Raw genomic sequence first — 18222 nt, 5'->3', positions numbered from 1 at the left:
CGTCCCGGCGGCAAGATGGAACGCATGCGAAGGAACGCCCTGCTCGTCCTCGTCGCCGCCCTGGTGCTGATCCCCGCTCCTCAGGCCACGGCCCATCCCGGACGCACCACCGACGCGACCTACCACAACAACGCCGCCACCCCCGGCGCCGACCCGCACGTCCTGTTCGACGCGGCGAGCGGCTACTACTACGCCTACTCCACCGAGGGCGCCGACCCCGGCCACCACTTCGGCATCTACCGCTCCCCCGACCTCGCGACCTGGGAACACGTCCCCGGCGGCGCGCTGAAGGCCGGGCAGGACGGCGACTGGGCGCACGACTGGTTCTGGGCGCCGGAGGTCTACCACAACACCGACACCGGCCTGTACTTCCTGTTCTACGCGGGCCGCATGAACCGGAACGTGGCGGCGCACTTCCGGTACCCGGACTTCGAGGAGGCCAGCAAGGTCGGCGTCGCGGTGTCGCGGTCGCCCGCGGGGCCGTTCCACGACATCGCCGAGGCGCCGCTGGACTACTACCCGTACGACCCGGCCTACCACGACGTCAACCTGATCATGGACGCCGAGCAGAAGAAGCCGCCCGCCACGTTGGAGGAGGGGCGGACGGCGCCGCTCGGCACCTACCTCCCGTTCATCGACCCGAACGTGTTCTTCGACGCCGACGGCCGGATCTACCTGTACTACTCGCGCAACGCCTACCGGAACTGGGTGTGGGACGCCGAGCTCGGCAAGTACATCGAGGAGTCCAACATCTACGCCGTCGAGCTCACCGGCGACTGGTGGCGCGACCCGGCCGGGCGGACCATGCCCGCGATCGCACCCGCGTACCGCAACGCGAACCTCGCCCCGGGCGACCCGGCGGGCACGCGCAAGGACGGCTTCGTGCCGATCCTGAACTACGGCGCCGACCCGCAGGACTGGGAGAACGCGCACGTCGACGACTACGCGAAGAGCGGCGGCGCGAAGAAGGACCGCCGCTGGGCCGAGGGCTCGACGACGCTGCGGACCGTCGACGCGCAGGGCAAGCCGCTCTACTACCTGACCTATTCGGCGAACAACTTCGAGAACGAGTTCTACGGCGTCGGCTACGCCACGTCCCGCGGCCCGCTCGGCCCGTGGCGGAAGAGCCCGGCGAACCCCGTGCTGTCGCAGGACCCGGCGCAGTCGCTGTACTCGACCGGGCACGGCAGCGTCATCGCCTCCCCGGACGGCAGCCGGCTGTACTACGTGCACCACGGCAGGCCGTCCACGACGTCGCCCCGCGCGCTCTACACGTCGGTCATGTCCATCGGCCACGGGCTGTCGATCCACGCGACGACGGCGGACCAGCCGCTGCCACCCGGCGTCGGACCGCTGACGATCAGCGCGGCCGACCGCGTGCTGCGGACCGAACCCGGTGTGCCGGTGACGACGACGGCACACGTGCGGAGCGCACCCGGCGCGGAGTTCGACCTGGCGAACCCGCTGAACCGGGTGCGCGCCACGCTGCGGCCCGCGACCGCGGGCACCGTGACGGTGACGGGCAACCGGGTGACCGTGACCATGACCGGCCACGGAACGGCGCGGCTGACCATCGTGTACCAGCGGCACCTGGCCGCCGGTGGCTACCGGGACGTCACGAACACCCCGCACGTGCCGGTCGCGGTCACGGTCCCGGTGATCAGCCGGTAGCCGCTCAGAGCGCGCGCTCGAGGGCCCCGGTCAGCGCGACCGGGGTCACCACGAGGTGGTCGAAACGCCACCCGTGCTCGGTGCGGCGCGCCCGGTAGTCGTGGCGCCCGGCGGCGACGGCCTCGGTCGCGTCGTCGATGACGAACACGGCGATGTCGTGCGCCCGCACCGCGGCGGTGTCCCCGTCGAGGTCGATGACGACGTTGGACTTGCTGTGCAGCGTGCGGACGTACCGGTCGTGCCCGGCCCGCACGAGCGCGACGAGCGCCTCGATGCCCCGGGCCTCCCCGCGCGGCGAGCTGACGACCACGTCGTCGGTGAACAGCAGCCGCGTCTCGTCGTACCGGCGTTCGTCGATCCACAGGCTGTGGCGGGCCACGAGGTCGGCGAGTTCGGCGCGGTCGGCGAGGTCGCGGACCAGGATGTCGGTCATGACGGCTCCAGGTGGTCGAGGAAGAAGTCGCGGATGTCGGAGGCGAGCAGGTCCGGCATCTCCATGGCGGCGAAGTGCCCACCGCGGTCGAACTCCGACCAGTGCCGGATGTCGTAGCGGCGCTCGGCCAGCGGCCGCACCGCCTGCGTGATGTCGTGCGGCAGCACCGCCACCCCGACGGGCACCGGGCACGGCTCCGTCCGCCGCGGCGCGTCGTGGTGCAGCCGCGCGGAGGAGGCGGCGGTGGCGGTCAGCCAGTACAGCGAGATGTCGGTGAGCATCCGCTCGTCGCCGATGTCCGAGCGCGGGTCGGTCCACTGCGCGAACCGCTCGGCGATCCAGACCAGCTGCCCGACCGGCGAGTCGGTCAGCGCGTAGCCGATCGTCTGCGGCGTGAGCGCCTGCAACGCCTGGAACGGCGGCCTGTCGGCCATCAGCTGCCGAACCTTGGCGAGCCGTGCTTCGTCCTCTGCGGAGAGTGCGACGTCCGCGTCCGGATCCGGCCGCGTCGGCAGGTAGTTGACGTGCACCCCGACGACGTGTGCCGGCGCCACCGAGCCGAGCGCCAGCGAGATCCCCGCCCCGAAGTCACCCCCGTGGGCGCCGTACCGCTCATACCCGAGGCGGCGCATCAACTCGGCCCAGGCCCGCGCGATCCGCACGACGTCCCAGCCGCGCTCGTGGGTCGGCCCGGAGAAGCCGTAACCGGGAATGGACGGGATGACGAGGTGGAAGTCCCGCGCCAGCAGCGGTATCACGTCGAGGAATTCGAGGAACGATCCGGGCCACCCGTGGGTGAGCACCAACGCGAGCGCGTCGGGTCTGGCGGAGCGCACGTGCACGAAGTGGATGCGCTGCCCGTCGATCGAGGTGGTGAAGTGCGGCAGCTCGTTGAGCGCGGCCTCGTGCGCACGCCAGTCGTACCCGGTGCGCCAGTACTCGACCAGCTCCTTGGCCCTGGCCAGCGGAAACCCGTAATCCCACCCGGCACCGGTGACCTCGTTGGGCCACCGGGTCCGCGAGAGCCGGTCGGCGAGGTCGTCGAGGTCACCCTGAGGGACGTCAACACGAAACGGCGTGATCATGCCAGCACACTCCCAAGTCCGTTCGACACCAAAACGTTCGTACGTCGAACGTTTATGACCCGAACGATACCACGGTCGTTAGTCCGACCAACGACTTGTTACGCTCCCCCCATGGAGACCCAGCCCGGGCCGACGGCCTGGGAGCACCTGCCCAGCTGGCTGCTCACCCAGACCGCCGCCCACGCACACCGCCTGGTCGGCGAGGGTTTCGCGAGCGCGGGCGCCCGCGGCTACCACTACCGCCTGCTGGCGACCCTGGAGGAGCACGGCCCGGCGAGCCAGGCGGCGCTGGGCCGCCGCAGCGGCATCCACCTGAGCGACATGGTCGCCGCGGTCAACGAGCTGGCCGACCAGAACCTGGTCGAACGCACCCCGGACCCCACCGACCGCAGGCGCAACATCATCTCCCTGACCACCGCGGGCAAACGCAGGCTGCGCCGCCTGGAAAAACAACTGAGCAAGATCCAGGACGAACTACTGGCCCCCCTGTCCGCCGAGGAACGCCGGCAGCTGACGGCACTGCTGTCGACACTGCTGGCCCACCACACCACGAACGCCGGTCACAGCGGATAACGGCCGAGCAGCCGGTCGGCCTTGCGCAGCACCTCGTCACTGCGCCGGTCCCACGGCAGCAGGTGACCGAACGCCCGGTCGACCACCGCCCGGATCGTTCTCGCGGGCACACCGGGCAGCAGGTCACCCCCGGTGCGGTAGACCTTCTCGCCGATCGGCCCGTCCGGGCCGGTGGCCTGGACCAGGATCTCGAGGTCCACCGCGGCCCCGTCCGCGATGCCCTGCGCCAGGATCGGTCGCCGCGAACGGCGAGTGGCCCCTGCTGGCGAACCAGGTGTCCGCCCTGCTGTTCCGGCACCTGGCCGCCCGCGCGCACCACCACGACGCGACCGGCTGATCTCCGGCAAAGGATTTGCGCAATGGTCAAGAATCGTTGACCATTGCGTCCGTGCCCACCGAAGATCGCCCCGAGACGTTCCACGTCACCACTGACGAGCAGCTGCGCGCCGTCTCCAACCTCACGCGTCACCGGATCATGGCGATGCTCCGCTTCGAGCCGGCGACGATCACGCAGATCGCCAAGCGGGTGGGCCTCGCGAAGGGGAGTTCCAGCTATCACGTGCGGCTGCTGGAGCGGGCCGGCTTGGTGAAGGTGGTGCGGACGCGGAAGGTCCGGGGGGTCACCGAGCGGTACTACGCGGTGGCCGCGGGGTCGATCGAACTGCCGGATCCGGGGCCGGGGCAGCCGGACGTGCTGCTGCGCAACGCGGTGGCGGACCTGGAGGCGTCGCCTGCCGATGGCGAGCGGCACGTGCGGATGGCGCACCTGCGGCTCACCGACGAGCAGTTCGCGGAACTGGGGGCGCGGCTGGACGCGCTGGCGGACGAGTACCGGGCGCTGTCCGATCCGTCGCTTCCGGACGCGTCGCTGGTGTTCGCGCTGTTCCAGCCGGCGCAGCGCACGCGGGCCGACGAGGAGGCGGAATGACCACGACGCCGGTGCGTGCCGTGGCAGGGTTGCCGACCGGCTTCGGGCGGTTGTGGACAGCGCAGACCGTGTCCTCGCTGGGTGACGGGGTGACGCATGCGGCGCTGCCGCTGATCGCGTTGACCCTGACGCGGGATCCGTTGGCGCTGGCGGTCGTCACGGCGGCCGGGACGCTGCCGTGGTTGCTGTTCGGGGTGCTCGGCGGTGCGCTGGTGGACCGCTGGGACCGCCGCCGCACGATGTGGATCGCGGACACGGTGCGCGCGGTGCTGCTCGTGGTGGTGGCGGCCGCGGCCGCGCTCGACGTGCTGACGATCGCGCTGCTGTCGGTGGTCGCCTTCCTGCTCGCGCTCGGCGGGCTCTTCTTCGACACGGCGGCCACGGCCTACCTGCCGGATCTGCTCAGCCGTGACCCGGTCCTCCTGGAACGCGCCAACTCCCGCCTGCGCGGCGCGCAGACCGCCGCGTCCGGTTTCGCCGGCCCGCCCGCGGGCAGTGCGCTGCTCGCGTTGGGCCGGGCGGTCCCGCTGCTCGCCGACGCGGTGTCGTTCGGGCTGTCCGCGCTGCTGGTGCGGTCGTTGCCCGCGGTGCCGGCGCGTGCCGCGGGTGGCCGGGAGTCACTGCTGCGCCAGGCACGGGCCGGGGCCTCGTACGTCTTCCGCGACCGGCTGCTGCTCGGGCTCGCGCTCCGCCCGGCGGTCGGCAACGTCGCCTTCCTCGCGGTGGAAACGGTTCTGGCCCTCTTCGCGCACGAGCGTCTCGGCATCGGCGCCCTGGGTTTCGGTCTGCTCCTGACCGCCGAGGCCGCGGGCGGCCTGCTCGGTGCGGGCATTGCCTCCTTCGTCGGCAGACGCCTGGGCACCGGCACTGCGCTGACCTGCACCGCCACGGTCGAGGGCCTTGCCATCCTGGCGCTCGCCCGCCGCGCCGAACCCCTACGTGGCCGGGCTTTCGCTCGCCGTCTGCGGGGCGGGAATGGGCGCGACGATGGTGCTCGCGCCCTCTCTCCGGCAGGCCATCGTCCCGGCCCACCTGATCGGACGGGTCGCGTCCACCTCGCGGATGCTCGCCATGTGCGCCGCCCCGCTCGGCGCCTTCCTCGGCGGCTGGCTGGCCACCACCTACGACCTGCGCACCCCGGTCTACGTCGCAGGCGGCCTCCTCCTGACGATGACCATCGTCACGGCCACCATGACCAGCAACCGCCGAGTGGAAGCAGCACTGGAAAGAAGCGCCCCCGAACCAGGACCACCGACCGAGGTATCAGCACACTGACCCGGACCATCCCAAGCACCACTGTCCACAAGAAACGACCAGAGGTCGAAGCCCGGCCAAACCTGGGCCACCCCGACCAACAGAAATCCGACCCAACAAGGCGACCACAGCCGGATCCGGAGACGAAGCCCACCGGGTGCGCGCAAGGGACGGCACCCCCACCCAAAAAAGCGGAAACCCCACTCGAACAAAGCGACCACAGCCCACGGGTCCGGAGCCGAAACCCGACAGGCACACCCGGGGTCACACCCCACCCAAAACAACGGATACCTGACTCGAACAAAGCGACCACAGCCCAGGGGTCCGGGCCCGAAACCCGCCAGGCAAACCCGGGATCGCACTCACCCGAACAACGGAACCCCGACTCGAAAGGCGACCACAGCCAGGGGGTCCGGGGGCGAAGCCCGCCGGGCGGGCCTGGGGTCGCACCCCAGAAAACACAGAGGAGCGAGCAGGTCCACGCATTCCGTGGACACAGCTCGCCCCTCGCGACGTGGAGCTGAGGGGGTTCGAACCCCTGACCCCCACACTGCCAGTGTGGTGCGCTACCAGCTGCGCTACAGCCCCTTGTGCGAGTACAAGATACCTCCCCGGCCGGAGGGCGTTGCAGCGGGGTCGGTCCTTCCGCAACGGGCTGGTCCCGTGCTACACCCACACCGTGGTCGCTGATGCCCTCGTGGTGCCCCTCGTCGAGCCGGACGCGGAGGGGACGGATCCCGCGCGTCGCCGGGAGCTGCAGGAACGGCGGTTGCGGGGGCTGGTCGACCGGCTCCTCGCGGCCGGTGGGCTGCAGGCGCGGCGGCTGTCGGACGCGGGGGTGCGGGCCGGCGCGGACGTGTCGCTGGACGACATCCACCGGTTGCCGACGGTCACGAAGCGTGACCTGTGGGATCACTACCCGGAGGGCCTGCGGGCGGTGCCCGTGGAGGACGTCGTGTGCGTGCACGGCTCCTCGGGGACCGGCGGGCGGCCGACGCTGGTGCCGTACACAGCCGCCGACGTGGATGTGTGGGCGCAGGTCATGGCCCGTGCGCTGGGTGGCGCGGGCGCGACGCGGCGGAGCCTGGTGCACAACGCGTACGGCTACGGCCTGTTCACCGGCGGGCTGGGCGTCCACCACGGCGGCATGCGGCTGGGCGCGACCGTCCTCCCTCTTTCGGGTGGGATGACGGACCGGCAGGTGCGGATGATCGTCGACCTGAAGCCGGACATCCTGACGTGCACGCCGTCGTACGCGATCTTCCTCGGGGAGGCGATGGCCGCGGCGGGGATCGTGCCCGCGAGCCTGCGGGCGGGGCTGTTCGGCGCGGAGCCGTGGACGAACGAGATGCGGGCGCAGATCGAGCGGCTGCTGGGGCTGCGGGCGCTCGACATCTACGGCCTGTCGGAGATCATCGGGCCGGGTGTGGCGGCCGAGTCGCTGGACTCGGACGGCATGTTGAACGTCGCCGAGGACCACTTCTTGGTGGAGGCGATCGGCGCGGACGGCAGGCCGGTGCCGGACGGCACCCCCGGTGAGCTGGTGTTCACGACGTTGACGAAGACCGGCATGCCGCTGCTGCGTTACCGCTCCGGCGACGTCGCGACGCTGGCGGGCCCGGTGCCGGGCGCGCCGAGGACGCTGCGCCGCATGTCGAAGCTGCTGGGCCGCACCGACGACATGCTGGTGGTCCGCGGCGTGAACGTGTTCCCCACCGAGATCGAGGCGGTGCTGCTGGCCGACGACCGGGTCAGCCCGCACTACCTGGTGGTGGAGGACCGGCGGGACCCGGCACGGCCGGAGCTGCGGGTGGCGGTGGAGCAGACGGGCGGCGACGCCTCGCTCGCCGCCGACCTCGACGCGGCGCTGCGGGAGCGGCTGGGCATCACGTGCGTGGTGCACGTGGTGGCCGCGGGCAGCGTGCCGCGCACCGAGGTCGGCAAGGCGAAGCGGTTCGTGCGCTGGTCGGAGGGACCCGCGCCGCTGGCCGGGCTAGGCGGCTGAGTCGACGAGCTTGTCCAGCCAGTCGGACTTGGACGTGTCGACGACCTTCTCGCCGACGGCGAGGGTCGGCGTGCCGAAGCCCTTGGACCCGTCCGGGAACTCCTGCCGCAGGTAGGGCGCGGCCTTGACCTCGTCGAAGTTCTTCTGGACCAGGTCGTCGTAGGTGCCGTTGACGACGCATTTCTCGAACGTCGTGCCCGAGATGCCGAGCTTCTCGCCGAGCGCGGCGAGCTGCCGGCGGTCCCACCCTCGGCTGCCCTCCTCGGGCTGGTCGCCGAAGAGGCTCTTGTGGAACGCGGGGAACTGGCCGGCGTCGGCCGCGCACAGACCGGCGTTGGCGGAGTCCATGGAGTAGCCGGGCGGATCGGAGCGCTCGTTGAGCATGGGCAGCATGTGGTAGCGGACCTTGACGGTGCCGTCGGCGACGTGCTTCTCGATGGCGTCGCCGTAGGTCTCCTCGAAGACGCGGCAGGCCGGGCAGAGGAAGTCCTCGTAGACGTCGAGGGTGACCTTGGCGTCGTCCTCGCCGACGACGACGATCCCGCCGTCGCGGGTCACCGGGTAGTCGGCCTCGGCGGCGGACTGCTCGGAGGTGTCGGGCCGGGCGGCCTGGATGTCCTGGCCCTCGGTGGCGTTCTTCTGGTTGTTGTAGATCAGCACGCCGCCGATGACGGCGATGGCCACGACGACGACCACGACGGCGCCGACCGCGAGCTTCTTGCGGTCGTTGCTCTTGCGGGCGGCGGCGACCGCCGTGCTCCGGCCGGCTGTCATCTGTGCCTGGCGCTTCTTGCGAGCGTTGCGCTCAGCTCCACCCACCGATCAAGTCCTTCCCTGTGTGTCCACGGTCTCCACCTCGGGTCCGCGGACGGTAAGCCAACCATCGAGTGACGCCATGGTGCGCGGCCGCACCGTCAGCCACCCGGCGAGCAGCAGGAACCCGATGTCCCGTGCGAGTTCCTGCGGGTAGTTCGTCTCCCCGGCGGCGACCTGCCCGCCGCCGCCGAAGCACCCGCAGTCGATGGTGAGCCCGCGCGCCCACGACTGCGCGACACCGAAGATGAACGCGACCAGCACCACCGCCGAGGCGATGGCCACGAGCCGGGTGCCGAGCCCGGCGAGCAGCAGCACCCCGAGCAGGAGCTCGAGGAACGGCAACCCGGCGGCCACGACGCTGACGGCGCCGGAGGGCAGCAGGTCATACGCCTGCACGGCGATGTAGGTCTGGTTGAGGTCGCTGACCTTGATCGCGCCGGACACCAGCCACACAGCGGCCAGGCCGACCCTGACGAGCAGGCCGATCACGTCGAGCGCCCGCGCGGACGGACGAACCACGCCACGAAGCTACCGAACGTGCCTTAGCGCAACCTGAGAGCCCGTCGCCGCAGGTAGGCCCCCACCACGGCGCCGAACACGACGTGGTCCACGACCTGCGGGAAAACCGGCAAAGCACGCACCGCAGCCACCCGCCGCCCGGGCAGGGAGAGGTCGAGCACCGCGACAAGCCCCCCAGCGAACGCCCCCGCGAGCACCGTCCGACGCCGAGGCAGCACGCGCGCCAGCACAACCCCCCACCAGGCGGAAACCCCGAAATGCACAGGCAGCGCGGCGACGAGCAGCGGCAGGTCCCGCTCCTCCCCAGGCAGCAGCACCTTCCCAGCAGCCCGGGCGGCACCGAGCACATCCCGCCGGGTCACGAGCGCGTGCAGGGTGGAGGGCACCCCACCGACAACCCCGGCAACGACCCCAGCCCGAACCCCGAAACCCCACGCACCACGGAACACACCGCCATGATGCTCCCCCGAAGCACGGACGCAGCCGAAACAAACAAAGAAACACGCTGGTCCAGCACCCCAGCACCCGAGCAAGCCTCAACCCCCAGGTCATGGCACAAGCCCACACCGAACGAGGCAACCACGCTGGGTCAGGAGAGAACGCACCGTGGGGGGTTTGGGGGGGCTCGGCCCCCCAGCATGACGACGACCGACCCGGCGAGGTTGCCAACGGCAACCGAGCAGGGTCGGCCAGAGGTCGTGGAGGTGCCGGGAATCGAACCCGGGTCCTCTGTCGCCTCAACAAGGCTTCTCCGTGCGCAGTTCACTGTGCCTCTACTCGACCCCACCGGTCACGTGAACTAGCCGGTGTGACGGGCCCAGCCGCTGTGAATGTCCCGCCACAGTTCCGCGGCCGATCTGTGGCGGTAAGCCTCCTAGCTGATGCCGGCGAACCGGGTCGGAGGCGACCCCGGGCCGACAGACATCGCTACTCGCTCAGGCGGCGAGGGCGACGTCGCGCTGGTTACTAACCTTGGCGCTTATTGGTTTGCAGCGACGCTTGAGGTGGTCATCTGCCTGCACCTGCACGCTTCCCTTGAATCAACGTCCAGAGTCGAAACCGTTCACCCCCTAGTCGGGACTGTGTTCCCGACCAGCATAACGCGCGACGGCCGTCAGATCATTCCGGTTAACGGGGGTAGGGATAACCCCACCCCGAAGTCTGCGGTCCTCCTCATGGTCCCGGCCCCCGCCGTCGCGGGATCCTGGTCGTGCGACACGACGAAGGAGACCAGAGATGACCACCACCACTGAGCGCGACGGCACCCGGCCGAACCCCCCGCTGCTCGGCGCGCTCGCGTACCTGGTGATGAACCTGCCGGTGGGGATCGCGTCGTTCGTGTTCGTCGTGACGACGATGGCGGTCGGTGTGAGCACGGTCATCGTCTGGGTGGGGCTGGCGGTGCTGGCGCTGTCGGCGCTGGGCATGCGGGGCATGGCGCGGCTGGAGCGGATGCGCGTGCACGGCATGCTGGGCACGTACGTGGCCTCGCCGTACCGCCCGGCTGGGCAGAAGTCCCGCTGGCTCGCCGGCGTGAAGGACCCCGCGACCTGGAAGGACATGGTCTACCTGCTGCTGTTGCTGCCGGTGGGCATCGCGGAGTTCACAGTCATGGTGGTGCTGTGGTCGGTGTCGCTGTACCTGACATTCCTGCCGGTGTACTGGAACTGGATCCCGGACGACTGGCAGATCGTGCTGTGGGATCACCCGGTCGTGAGCATCGACTCGTGGATCGGCACGCTGCCGTTCGCCGGGCTCGGTGTGCTGCTGCTGGCGCTGACGGTCGTCGTGACGAAGGGGCTGGGTGTGCTGCACGCCCGGTACGCGCGGGCGATGCTGGGCCCGAGCGAGCGTCACATCGCGAAACTGGAGGGGCTGTCGACGGCGGGCGCGATCGACTGGTCGAACGAGTGGCCGTCGAACTCGGTGAACTTCGGCCCGGTGACGCGATGAGCAGCCCCGCTCCTGACCAGCCGCAGCTGTATTTGGTCCCCGCGGACGAGCGGGTGGATGCTGGCACCGTGGCAGCGCCCGTCGACAACCAGCCAGAACCGGGGACCGCGCAACCGACGCTCGTGAGCAGGGGTTTCAAGGCGGCGGGCTTCATGATCGCCGGGTTCCCGATCAACGTGCTGGCGTTCGTCCTGATCGTGGCCCTGTTCTCGGCGGGCATCGGCACGCTGGTGGTCTGGCTGGGCCTGGCGATCCTGTTGCTGGCGACGAAGGTGGTGTTCGGGTTCGCGGCGGCGAACCGCTCGCTGATCCGCGGGATGCTGGGTGTGGACATCCCGACGCCGAAGATCTCCTACGACGACTCGGGCACGTTCTGGCAGCGCTACCTGCGCAAGCTGACGCACCCGCAGATGTGGCGCAACCTCACGTACCTGCTGATCGCGTTCCCGCTGGCGTGCTTCGAGCTGCCGCTGGCGCTGGTCGGCATCGTGATCCTGCCGGTGGGCCTGTTCGTGCTGCCGGTGGTGGCGGCGCTGCACATCCTGCTGGCGAGGTGGCTGCTCGGCCCGACCGAGACCGAGGAGCTGACGCAGAAGGCGGAGCGCCTGCAGGCATCCCGTGCCCGCGGCGTGGACGCGGCGGAGGCGGAGCGGCGGCGCATCGAGCGCGACCTGCACGACGGCGCGCAGCAGCGGCTGGTCGCGGTGGCCATGGGCCTGGGCAGGGCGAAGACGAAGATGGAAGCCGACCCGGAGGCGGCGAAGGCGCTGATCGACGAGGCGCACGCGGACGCGAAGCTCGCGGTGTCGGAGCTGCGTGACCTGGCGCGCGGGATCTACCCGGCGGTGCTGGGCGACCGCGGCCTGGACGCGGCGCTGTCGTCGCTGGCGGCGAAGTGTCCGATCCCGGTCGAGGTGAACGTGCTGATCGACCCGCGGCCGCCCGCGGCGGTGGAGTCGACGGCGTACTTCATCGTCGGCGAGTGCCTCACCAACATCGCGAAGCACTCGGGTGCGCGGCAGGCGAAGGTCAACGCGTGGCGGGAGGACCGGCCGACGGGCGCGCTGGTGATCGTGGAGATCACCGACGACGGCACCGGCGGCGCGTCGATGCGGCCGGGTGGTGGGCTGGCGGGGCTCGCGGACCGGGCTGCCACGATTGACGGCGTGATGACGGTGGTGAGCCCCCTCGGCGGGCCGACGGTGATCAGGGCGGACCTGCCATGCGTGTGGTGATCGCGGAGGATTCGGTACTGCTGCGCGCGGGCATCGAGCGTCTGCTGGCGGACGAGAACATCGAGGTGGTGGCCGCGACCGAGGACGGGGACGGCCTGCTGGTGGCGGTGAGCGAGCACCGCCCGGACCTCGCGATCGTGGACGTGCGGATGCCACCGACGTTCACCGACGAGGGCCTGCGTGCGGCGTTGAAGGCACGCGAGCACCAGCCGGGTCTGCCGGTGCTGGTGCTGTCGCAGTACGTGGAGGAGCGCTACGCGGTGGAGCTCCTGTCCGGCGGCGCGGGCGGCGTCGGCTACCTGCTGAAGGAGCGGGTGGCGGACGTCGCCGAGTTCGTCGACGCGGTGCAACGGGTCGCAGGCGGCGGCACGTGCATCGACCAGGAGGTGATCGCGCAGCTCATGGCCAGAGGCCGACGAAACCCGATCGACGTGCTGACCCCGCGCGAGCGCGAGGTCCTCGGACTGATGGCGCAGGGGTTGACGAACGTGGCCATCGCCAAGTCGCTTACCGTCTCGGACGGCGCGGTCGAGAAGCACGTGGGGAACATCTTCTCGAAGCTGGGACTGGAACCGAGCGCGGAGGAACACCGGCGTGTCCGGGCGGTGCTGACGTTCCTGGAACGCGGCTAGACGAGTAATGCGTAGCTCGGTCAGTGGTCGTAGGCGGTCATGGATCGGGTGACGGGTTGGCCGGTGGCGCGGTTGTGCCAGATGGTGCGGGTGAGCGCGAGGATGCGTTGGGCGATGCGGACTCCGACGCCCTCGATGGTGCGTCCGCCGTGTTGTTCGAGGTTGAGCTGGCCTGTGAGGGTGTCGTTGACCGACTCGATGAGCTGGCGGATCGAGTTGAGCAGTGGCTCGCCGGGGTGTGGTGTGCGGTTGCGGTAGGAGGACCGGATCAGCCGGACCCCGCGTGCGGCAAGGTAGTGATCGAGTTCGCGGGAGACGTAGCCCTTGTCGGCGATGATGAGCAGTCCGGGGCGGTCGGCGAGCAGGCGGGGTTCGTGGTCGCAGACGGCCATGAGGACCTGCCGCTCGTCGATCTTGGGGTCAGCCAACGCTCACGTGATCGGAAGCCCGCCGGGGGTACAAACCAGGTGCAGCCGCAAGCCCCAGAACCAGCGGGAGTGTCAGCGGCAGAGGCCGTATTTCTGCCCAGCCGGCCAGCTCCGAACGCTTCACGGTGGGTCGGGAGCGACCGCACTCGACCGGGGTGGAGTCCACGACCCAGACTGGGTCGGTCCACAGGTCGGTGTCGGCGGCCAACCAGCGTGTCACCTGCTTGCCCAGCGGCAGAGCTGCCCGTAGGCGGCGGTTGTAGCCAGACTGGCCGGGCAGGTAGCGGAACGCGCCGGGCATTCGGGATCGTAGCCAGCGGGCCTCCGAGGTGAACCCGAGCAGGGCCTGGGCCACCGCGAGGGTGACCAGCTCGGCGTCGGTCAGTCTCGGCGGTCTGCCCATGCGGGGCCTGTCCGCGAGGTGGTCATCGATCTTGACGTAAGTGTCGTGAGAAGGGTGTTCAGGTTTGTCGTCGCAGACGGATCTTGAACGTCCTTCGTCCGTCTCTGACTACCGCCTCGACTTACGCATTACTCGTCTAGGGGTGTGGAATACCTCCACCGGGCACTCGGCCCGCTTGCCGGTGGCGCCCGATTCGACGTGACCTTGCGTGGAGCGGCCGCCAGGGTCTGCCTCATCGACGACGAGAACTACCCGGCGTACCTCGACGGTGCGGAGTACGAGCACCACGGCGGCTTCCACGACGTCGGCACCGTCGTCGTGGAAGTGCCCTACGACGGCTACTGGTACCTCGTCGTCGACGGCAGTGAACGGCGGATCACGGTCCAGGTCAGCGAAGTCATCGACTGACCGGCGCCGGGTGCGGCAGTGAAGGGGCCCTCGCCCGGGGGATCGGCGAGGGCCCCTTTCAGCTTTCGGTCAGGCGGCGACGGTCGCGGCGGTCTGTGCCGGGGCCAGGGCCACGGCCAGCACCTCCCGCACGTCGCTCGCCAGGTGCACGGTCAGCTCGTCCAGCACCGACTCGGGCACGTCCTCGAGGTCCGGCTCGTTGCGCTTCGGCAACACCACGTCCGTGATCCCGGCCCGGTGGGCGGCGAGCAGCTTCTGCTTCACGCCACCGATCGGCAGCACCCGCCCGGTCAGCGACACCTCACCGGTCATCGCGACGTCGGCGCGTACCGGGCGGCCCGACAGGAGCGACGCCAGCGCGGTCGTCATGGTGACGCCCGCGGACGGCCCGTCCTTGGGGACCGCGCCCGCCGGGACGTGGATGTGCACGCCCTGGTCGGCGAGCGACGCGACCGGCACGTCCAGCACGTCGCCGTGCGACCGCAGGTACGACAGCGCGATCTGCGCCGACTCCTTCATCACGTCGCCGAGCTGGCCGGTCAGCGTGACCCCGCTGGCGCCCGAGTCCTTCGACGCCACCGACGCCTCGACGAACAGCACGTCGCCGCCCGCGCCGGTCACCGCAAGGCCCGTAGCCACACCGGGCACCGCGGTCCGCTCGGCCGACTCCGGCGTGAACTTCGGCTGGCCGAGGTAGGTGCGCAGGTCACCGAGGTCGACCGTCAACGGCAGGGACACCGACTCCAGCGCCAGCGACGCGGTGATCTTGCGGAGGACCCGCGCGATCGACCGCTCCAGCTGCCGCACCCCGGCCTCGCGGGTGTACTCCCCCGCCATCAGCCGCAGCGCGTCGTCGGTCAGCTTCACCTCGTCGGGCGCCAGGCCCGCGCGTTCGAGCTGCCTCGGCAGCAGGTGGTCGCGTGCGATGGTGACCTTCTCGTCCTCGGTGTAGCCGTCGAGCCGCACGAGTTCCATGCGGTCCAGCAGCGGCGCCGGGATGGACTCGATGACGTTCGCGGTCGCCAGGAACACGACGTCCGACAGGTCCAGCTCGACCTCGAGGTAGTGGTCGCGGAACGTGTGGTTCTGCGCCGGGTCCAGCACCTCGAGCAGCGCCGCGGTCGGGTCGCCCCGGTAGTCGGAGCCGACCTTGTCGATCTCGTCGAGCAGCACGACCGGGTTCATCGAGCCGGCCTCGGCGATGGCGCGGACGATGCGGCCGGGCAGCGCGCCGACGTAGGTGCGCCGGTGCCCGCGGATCTCCGCCTCGTCGCGGATGCCACCGAGCGCGACCCGCACGAACTTGCGGCCCATGGCCCGCGCGACCGACTCACCCAGCGACGTCTTGCCGACCCCGGGCGGACCGGCGAGCGCCAGCACGGCACCGCTGCGGCGGCCGCCGACGATGCCCAGGCCGCGCTCCTCGCGCCGCTTGCGCACCGCCAGGTACTCGATGATGCGATCCTTCACGTCCTCGAGCCCGGCGTGGTCGGCGTCCAGCACGTCACGCGCGCCCTTGATGTCGTACGCGTCGTCGGTGCGGGTGTTCCACGGGATCTCCAGCACCGTGTCCAGCCAGGTGCGGATCCAGCCGACCTCGGGCGACTGGTCGGCGGTCCGCTCGAGCTTGTCGACCTCCGCCAGCGCGGCTTCGCGCACCTTCTCCGGCAGGTCGGCGGCCTCGACGCGGGCGCGGTAGTCCTGCTCCTCGGTGTCGGGCTTGCCGTCCAGCTCGGCCAGTTCCTTGCGGATGGCGGCGAGCTGCTGGCGCAGCAGGAACTCCCGCTGCTGCTTCTCCATGCCTTCCTTGACGTCCTTGCGGATGGTCTCCGCCACGTCCAGTTCGGCGAGGTGCTCGCGGGTCCACTCGAGCAGCTTCTCGAGCCGCGCGGTCACGTCCGCGGTCTCCAGCAGCCACAGCTTCTTCTCGTCGTCCAGCCAGGACGCGTAGCCGGCCATGTCGGCGAGCGCGGACGGGTCGGCCTCGGACTGCACCGAGTCGACGACCTGCCACGCGCCACGCTCCTGGAGCATGGTGATGACCAGCGCCTTGTACTCCTTGGCCAGCTCCTGCGTGCGGCCGGTCACGGCGGGCTCGTCGGCCACCTCGACCTCGACCCACAGCGCGGCGCCGGGCCCGGTCGTGCCCGCTCCGATGCGGACGCGCTGGGTGCCGCGGACCACGGCGGCCCGCTCCCCACCCGGCATGCGCCCGACCTGCTCGACGACGCCGAGCACACCGGCGCGTGCGTACTTGCCTTCCAGGCGCGGCACCATCACCACGCGGGGCCGTTCCCCCTCGGTGGCCGCCTGCGCGGCCTCCACCGCGGCCCTGACCTCGGCGCCGTCGGTGCCGGCCATGCGGATCGGCACGACCATCCCCGGCAGCAGCACCGTGTCGTCCAGCGGCAGCACCGGAAGCGTCAACGACTCTGCCATGAGTCCACCCTCCAAAGTTGAGTCTGACCTACTCAACCTCGGCGGGGCTCAGGATGTTTCCGCTGTGTGTTCGCTCAGAGAGAGCAGGCGGCGCGGGGTCTCCCACAGCACCGCACGCAGGAAGTTCTCGCCGAGGCGGTCGTCCGCGGCGGCCCACCCGGCGATGGCGCGGAGCTGCGTGGCGTAGTCGTACGGGATGGACGGGAAGTCGGTGCCGAGCGCGATCCGGTCGGGATGCGCGGCGAGGCGGGCGGTCCAGTCCGGGGGCAGCGCGGCGTCGGCGCCGTTGAACGGGACGCCGACCATGGTGGTGTCGAGGTGCACGCCGTCGTGGCGGTCGACGAGGTCGAGCGCGAGCGTGAACTCGGGTGCGCCGGCGTGCGCGAGCACGGCGACCAGCCGCGGGTGGCGGCGCAGCACGTCCTCGAAGACGTCGAGCCCGGTGTACTTGCCGGCGACCGGCCCGTGCCCGCAGTGGACGACGACCGGCACCGCGGCTTCGGCGAGCAGCCCCCACACGGGGTCGAGCAGCTCGTCGCGCGGGTCGTAGTCACCGACCTGGACGTGCGACTTCACGCAGCGAACGCCCTGGTCGAGGGCGTCGGCGAGGTAGCGGGCGGCGCCGGGCTCGGGGAAGAACGTGGCGGTCGGCACGGCCTCCGGGGTGTCCGCGGCGAAGTCGCGGACCCACTCGTTCAGCCACGCGGCCATGTCCGGTTTGTGCGGGTACACGAGCGGCGCGAACCCGCGAACGCCCAGGTCACGCAGGATGGCGAGCCGCTGGTCGACCGGCAGCCGGTAGTGGATGGGCCACTCGGTGCCGTACTCGGCGCTGGCCCGGTCGAAGAACGCCCACACCTTCTTCTGCACGGCGTCGGGCAGGAAGTGGACGTGCAGGTCGGTCAGCCCGGGGAGGCCCAGCGCCCTCGCGAACGCCGGGACCTCCGCATCGGACCCGGGTATCAATAGCGGCCCTTCAGCGCCCTGCCGTGGGCGCGCGCGATCTCGCGCTGCGCGTCCCGCTTGGCCAGCGTCTGCCGCTTGTCGTATTCCTTCTTGCCCCTGGCCAGCGCGAGCTCGACCTTGACCTTGCCGTCCTTGAAGTACATGGACAGCGGCACCAGCGCCGTACCGCCCTCCTTCGTCTTGCCGATCAGGCGCTCGATCTCACGCCTGTGCAGCAGGAGCTTGCGGGTGCGGCGCGGCGTGTGGTTGGTCCACGTGCCGAGCACGTACTCCGGGATGTGGAGGTTGCGCAGCCACACCTCGCCGTCGTCGACCGTGGCGAACGCGTCCACGAGCGACGCCCGGCCGAGGCGCAGCGACTTGACCTCGGTGCCCATGAGGGCGATCCCGGCCTCGTACGTGTCCAGGATCGTGTAGTCGTGCCGCGCCTTGCGGTTCTGCACGATTACCTTCTGGCCACGTTCTTTCGACATG

Annotated in this window: 18 protein-coding genes, 1 tRNA gene, 1 other RNA gene and 1 pseudogene; 9 read left to right on the top strand and 12 right to left on the bottom strand. The window is 70.7% G+C overall.

From position 1 onward, the window contains the following. Window positions 1-24: 24 nt before the first annotated feature. On the top strand, window positions 25-1671 hold the full coding sequence (locus ACYQ77_RS06040; RefSeq protein WP_459708256.1) for a family 43 glycosylhydrolase: 1647 nt from the start codon (window positions 25-27) through the stop codon (window positions 1669-1671). Between the two features lie 4 nt (window positions 1672-1675). On the opposite strand, the gene ACYQ77_RS06035 is transcribed toward ACYQ77_RS06040, so the two are convergent. Further along, the gene (locus tag ACYQ77_RS06035; RefSeq protein ID WP_459708254.1) at window positions 1676-2104 is read right to left on the bottom strand and encodes a nuclear transport factor 2 family protein; all 429 of its coding nucleotides are present in this window, start codon (window positions 2102-2104) and stop codon (window positions 1676-1678) included. Next, window positions 2101-3189, bottom strand: a complete 1089-nt coding sequence (locus ACYQ77_RS06030; RefSeq protein WP_459708252.1) for an epoxide hydrolase family protein — start codon at window positions 3187-3189, stop codon at window positions 2101-2103. Before ACYQ77_RS06030 ends, ACYQ77_RS06035 begins: the two co-directional genes overlap by 4 nt. A 111-nt stretch (window positions 3190-3300) precedes the next feature. Between ACYQ77_RS06030 and ACYQ77_RS06025 the strand changes: the two genes are divergently transcribed. After that, on the top strand, window positions 3301-3762 hold the full coding sequence (locus ACYQ77_RS06025) for a MarR family winged helix-turn-helix transcriptional regulator (protein WP_459708250.1): 462 nt from the start codon (window positions 3301-3303) through the stop codon (window positions 3760-3762). Here the strand turns inward: ACYQ77_RS06025 and ACYQ77_RS06020 are convergent. Continuing rightward, a complete protein-coding gene (locus tag ACYQ77_RS06020; protein WP_459708248.1) occupies window positions 3750-3962 on the bottom strand; it encodes a hypothetical protein in 213 nt (70 codons plus the stop codon). The two genes, ACYQ77_RS06025 and ACYQ77_RS06020, sit on opposite strands and share 13 nt — an antisense overlap. Window positions 3963-4150: 188 nt before the next feature. Between ACYQ77_RS06020 and ACYQ77_RS06015 the strand changes: the two genes are divergently transcribed. After that, window positions 4151-4690: an ArsR/SmtB family transcription factor gene (locus ACYQ77_RS06015; RefSeq protein WP_459708246.1), complete on the top strand. Its 540-nt coding sequence runs from the start codon at window positions 4151-4153 to the stop codon at window positions 4688-4690. Next, window positions 4687-6468, top strand: a complete 1782-nt coding sequence (locus tag ACYQ77_RS06010; protein WP_459708244.1) for an MFS transporter — start codon at window positions 4687-4689, stop codon at window positions 6466-6468. The genes ACYQ77_RS06015 and ACYQ77_RS06010 overlap by 4 nt, the downstream gene beginning before the upstream one ends. On the opposite strand, the gene ACYQ77_RS06005 is transcribed toward ACYQ77_RS06010, so the two are convergent. Continuing rightward, window positions 6460-6532 (bottom strand) — tRNA-Ala (locus ACYQ77_RS06005). The genes ACYQ77_RS06010 and ACYQ77_RS06005 overlap by 9 nt on opposite strands. 91 nt (window positions 6533-6623) lie before the next feature. On the opposite strand from ACYQ77_RS06005, the gene ACYQ77_RS06000 reads away from it, so the two are divergent. Continuing rightward, a complete protein-coding gene (locus ACYQ77_RS06000) occupies window positions 6624-7949 on the top strand; it encodes a phenylacetate--CoA ligase family protein (protein ID WP_459708242.1) in 1326 nt (441 codons plus the stop codon). On the opposite strand, the gene ACYQ77_RS05995 is transcribed toward ACYQ77_RS06000, so the two are convergent. From ACYQ77_RS05995 to ssrA, 4 genes are all read right to left on the bottom strand, one after another. Continuing rightward, the gene (locus ACYQ77_RS05995; protein WP_459708240.1) at window positions 7938-8723 is read right to left on the bottom strand and encodes a DsbA family protein; all 786 of its coding nucleotides are present in this window, start codon (window positions 8721-8723) and stop codon (window positions 7938-7940) included. The genes ACYQ77_RS06000 and ACYQ77_RS05995 overlap by 12 nt on opposite strands. A 48-nt stretch (window positions 8724-8771) precedes the next feature. Next, window positions 8772-9284, bottom strand: coding sequence for a MauE/DoxX family redox-associated membrane protein (locus ACYQ77_RS05990; protein ID WP_459708238.1), 513 nt, complete (start codon window positions 9282-9284; stop codon window positions 8772-8774). Window positions 9285-9307: 23 nt separating this feature from the next. Next, window positions 9308-9670, bottom strand: coding sequence for a hypothetical protein (locus ACYQ77_RS05985; protein ID WP_459708236.1), 363 nt, complete (start codon window positions 9668-9670; stop codon window positions 9308-9310). A gap of 310 nt (window positions 9671-9980) precedes the next feature. After that, window positions 9981-10355: a transfer-messenger RNA gene (gene ssrA / locus ACYQ77_RS05980) on the bottom strand. 165 nt (window positions 10356-10520) lie between these two features. Here ssrA and ACYQ77_RS05975 point away from each other — a divergent pair. The 3 genes from ACYQ77_RS05975 (at window position 10521) to ACYQ77_RS05965 (ending at window position 13104) form a co-directional block, all read left to right on the top strand. Next, window positions 10521-11237: a sensor domain-containing protein gene (locus ACYQ77_RS05975; RefSeq protein ID WP_459708234.1), complete on the top strand. Its 717-nt coding sequence runs from the start codon at window positions 10521-10523 to the stop codon at window positions 11235-11237. A 152-nt stretch (window positions 11238-11389) separates the two neighbouring features. Next, the gene (locus ACYQ77_RS05970) at window positions 11390-12472 is read left to right on the top strand and encodes a sensor histidine kinase (protein WP_459709730.1); all 1083 of its coding nucleotides are present in this window, start codon (window positions 11390-11392) and stop codon (window positions 12470-12472) included. Then, window positions 12460-13104, top strand: coding sequence for a response regulator transcription factor (locus ACYQ77_RS05965; protein WP_459708232.1), 645 nt, complete (start codon window positions 12460-12462; stop codon window positions 13102-13104). Before ACYQ77_RS05970 ends, ACYQ77_RS05965 begins: the two co-directional genes overlap by 13 nt. Before the next feature lie 20 nt (window positions 13105-13124). Here ACYQ77_RS05965 and ACYQ77_RS05960 read toward each other — a convergent pair. Beyond that, window positions 13125-13997, bottom strand: a pseudogene (locus ACYQ77_RS05960) (IS982 family transposase). An 82-nt stretch (window positions 13998-14079) separates the two neighbouring features. Here ACYQ77_RS05960 and ACYQ77_RS05955 point away from each other — a divergent pair. Beyond that, window positions 14080-14343: a DUF1883 domain-containing protein gene (locus ACYQ77_RS05955; protein WP_459708230.1), complete on the top strand. Its 264-nt coding sequence runs from the start codon at window positions 14080-14082 to the stop codon at window positions 14341-14343. Between the two features lie 69 nt (window positions 14344-14412). Here ACYQ77_RS05955 and lon read toward each other — a convergent pair whose 3' ends face one another. Genes lon through smpB form a run of 3 tightly spaced genes read right to left on the bottom strand, consistent with a single transcriptional unit; the run spans window position 14413 to window position 18221 of the window. Next, window positions 14413-16782, bottom strand: coding sequence for an endopeptidase La (gene lon, locus ACYQ77_RS05950; RefSeq protein ID WP_459708228.1), 2370 nt, complete (start codon window positions 16780-16782; stop codon window positions 14413-14415). 48 nt (window positions 16783-16830) lie between these two features. Next, a complete protein-coding gene (locus ACYQ77_RS05945; RefSeq protein WP_459708226.1) occupies window positions 16831-17748 on the bottom strand; it encodes an amidohydrolase family protein in 918 nt (305 codons plus the stop codon). Then, on the bottom strand, window positions 17745-18221 hold the full coding sequence (smpB, locus tag ACYQ77_RS05940; RefSeq protein ID WP_459708224.1) for an SsrA-binding protein SmpB: 477 nt from the start codon (window positions 18219-18221) through the stop codon (window positions 17745-17747). The genes ACYQ77_RS05945 and smpB overlap by 4 nt, the downstream gene beginning before the upstream one ends. Window position 18222: the final 1 nt, after the last annotated feature.

It is taken from the genome of Actinophytocola sp. KF-1, from assembly GCF_054661535.1.
This window is presented reverse-complemented; position numbering and strand designations above follow the sequence as displayed.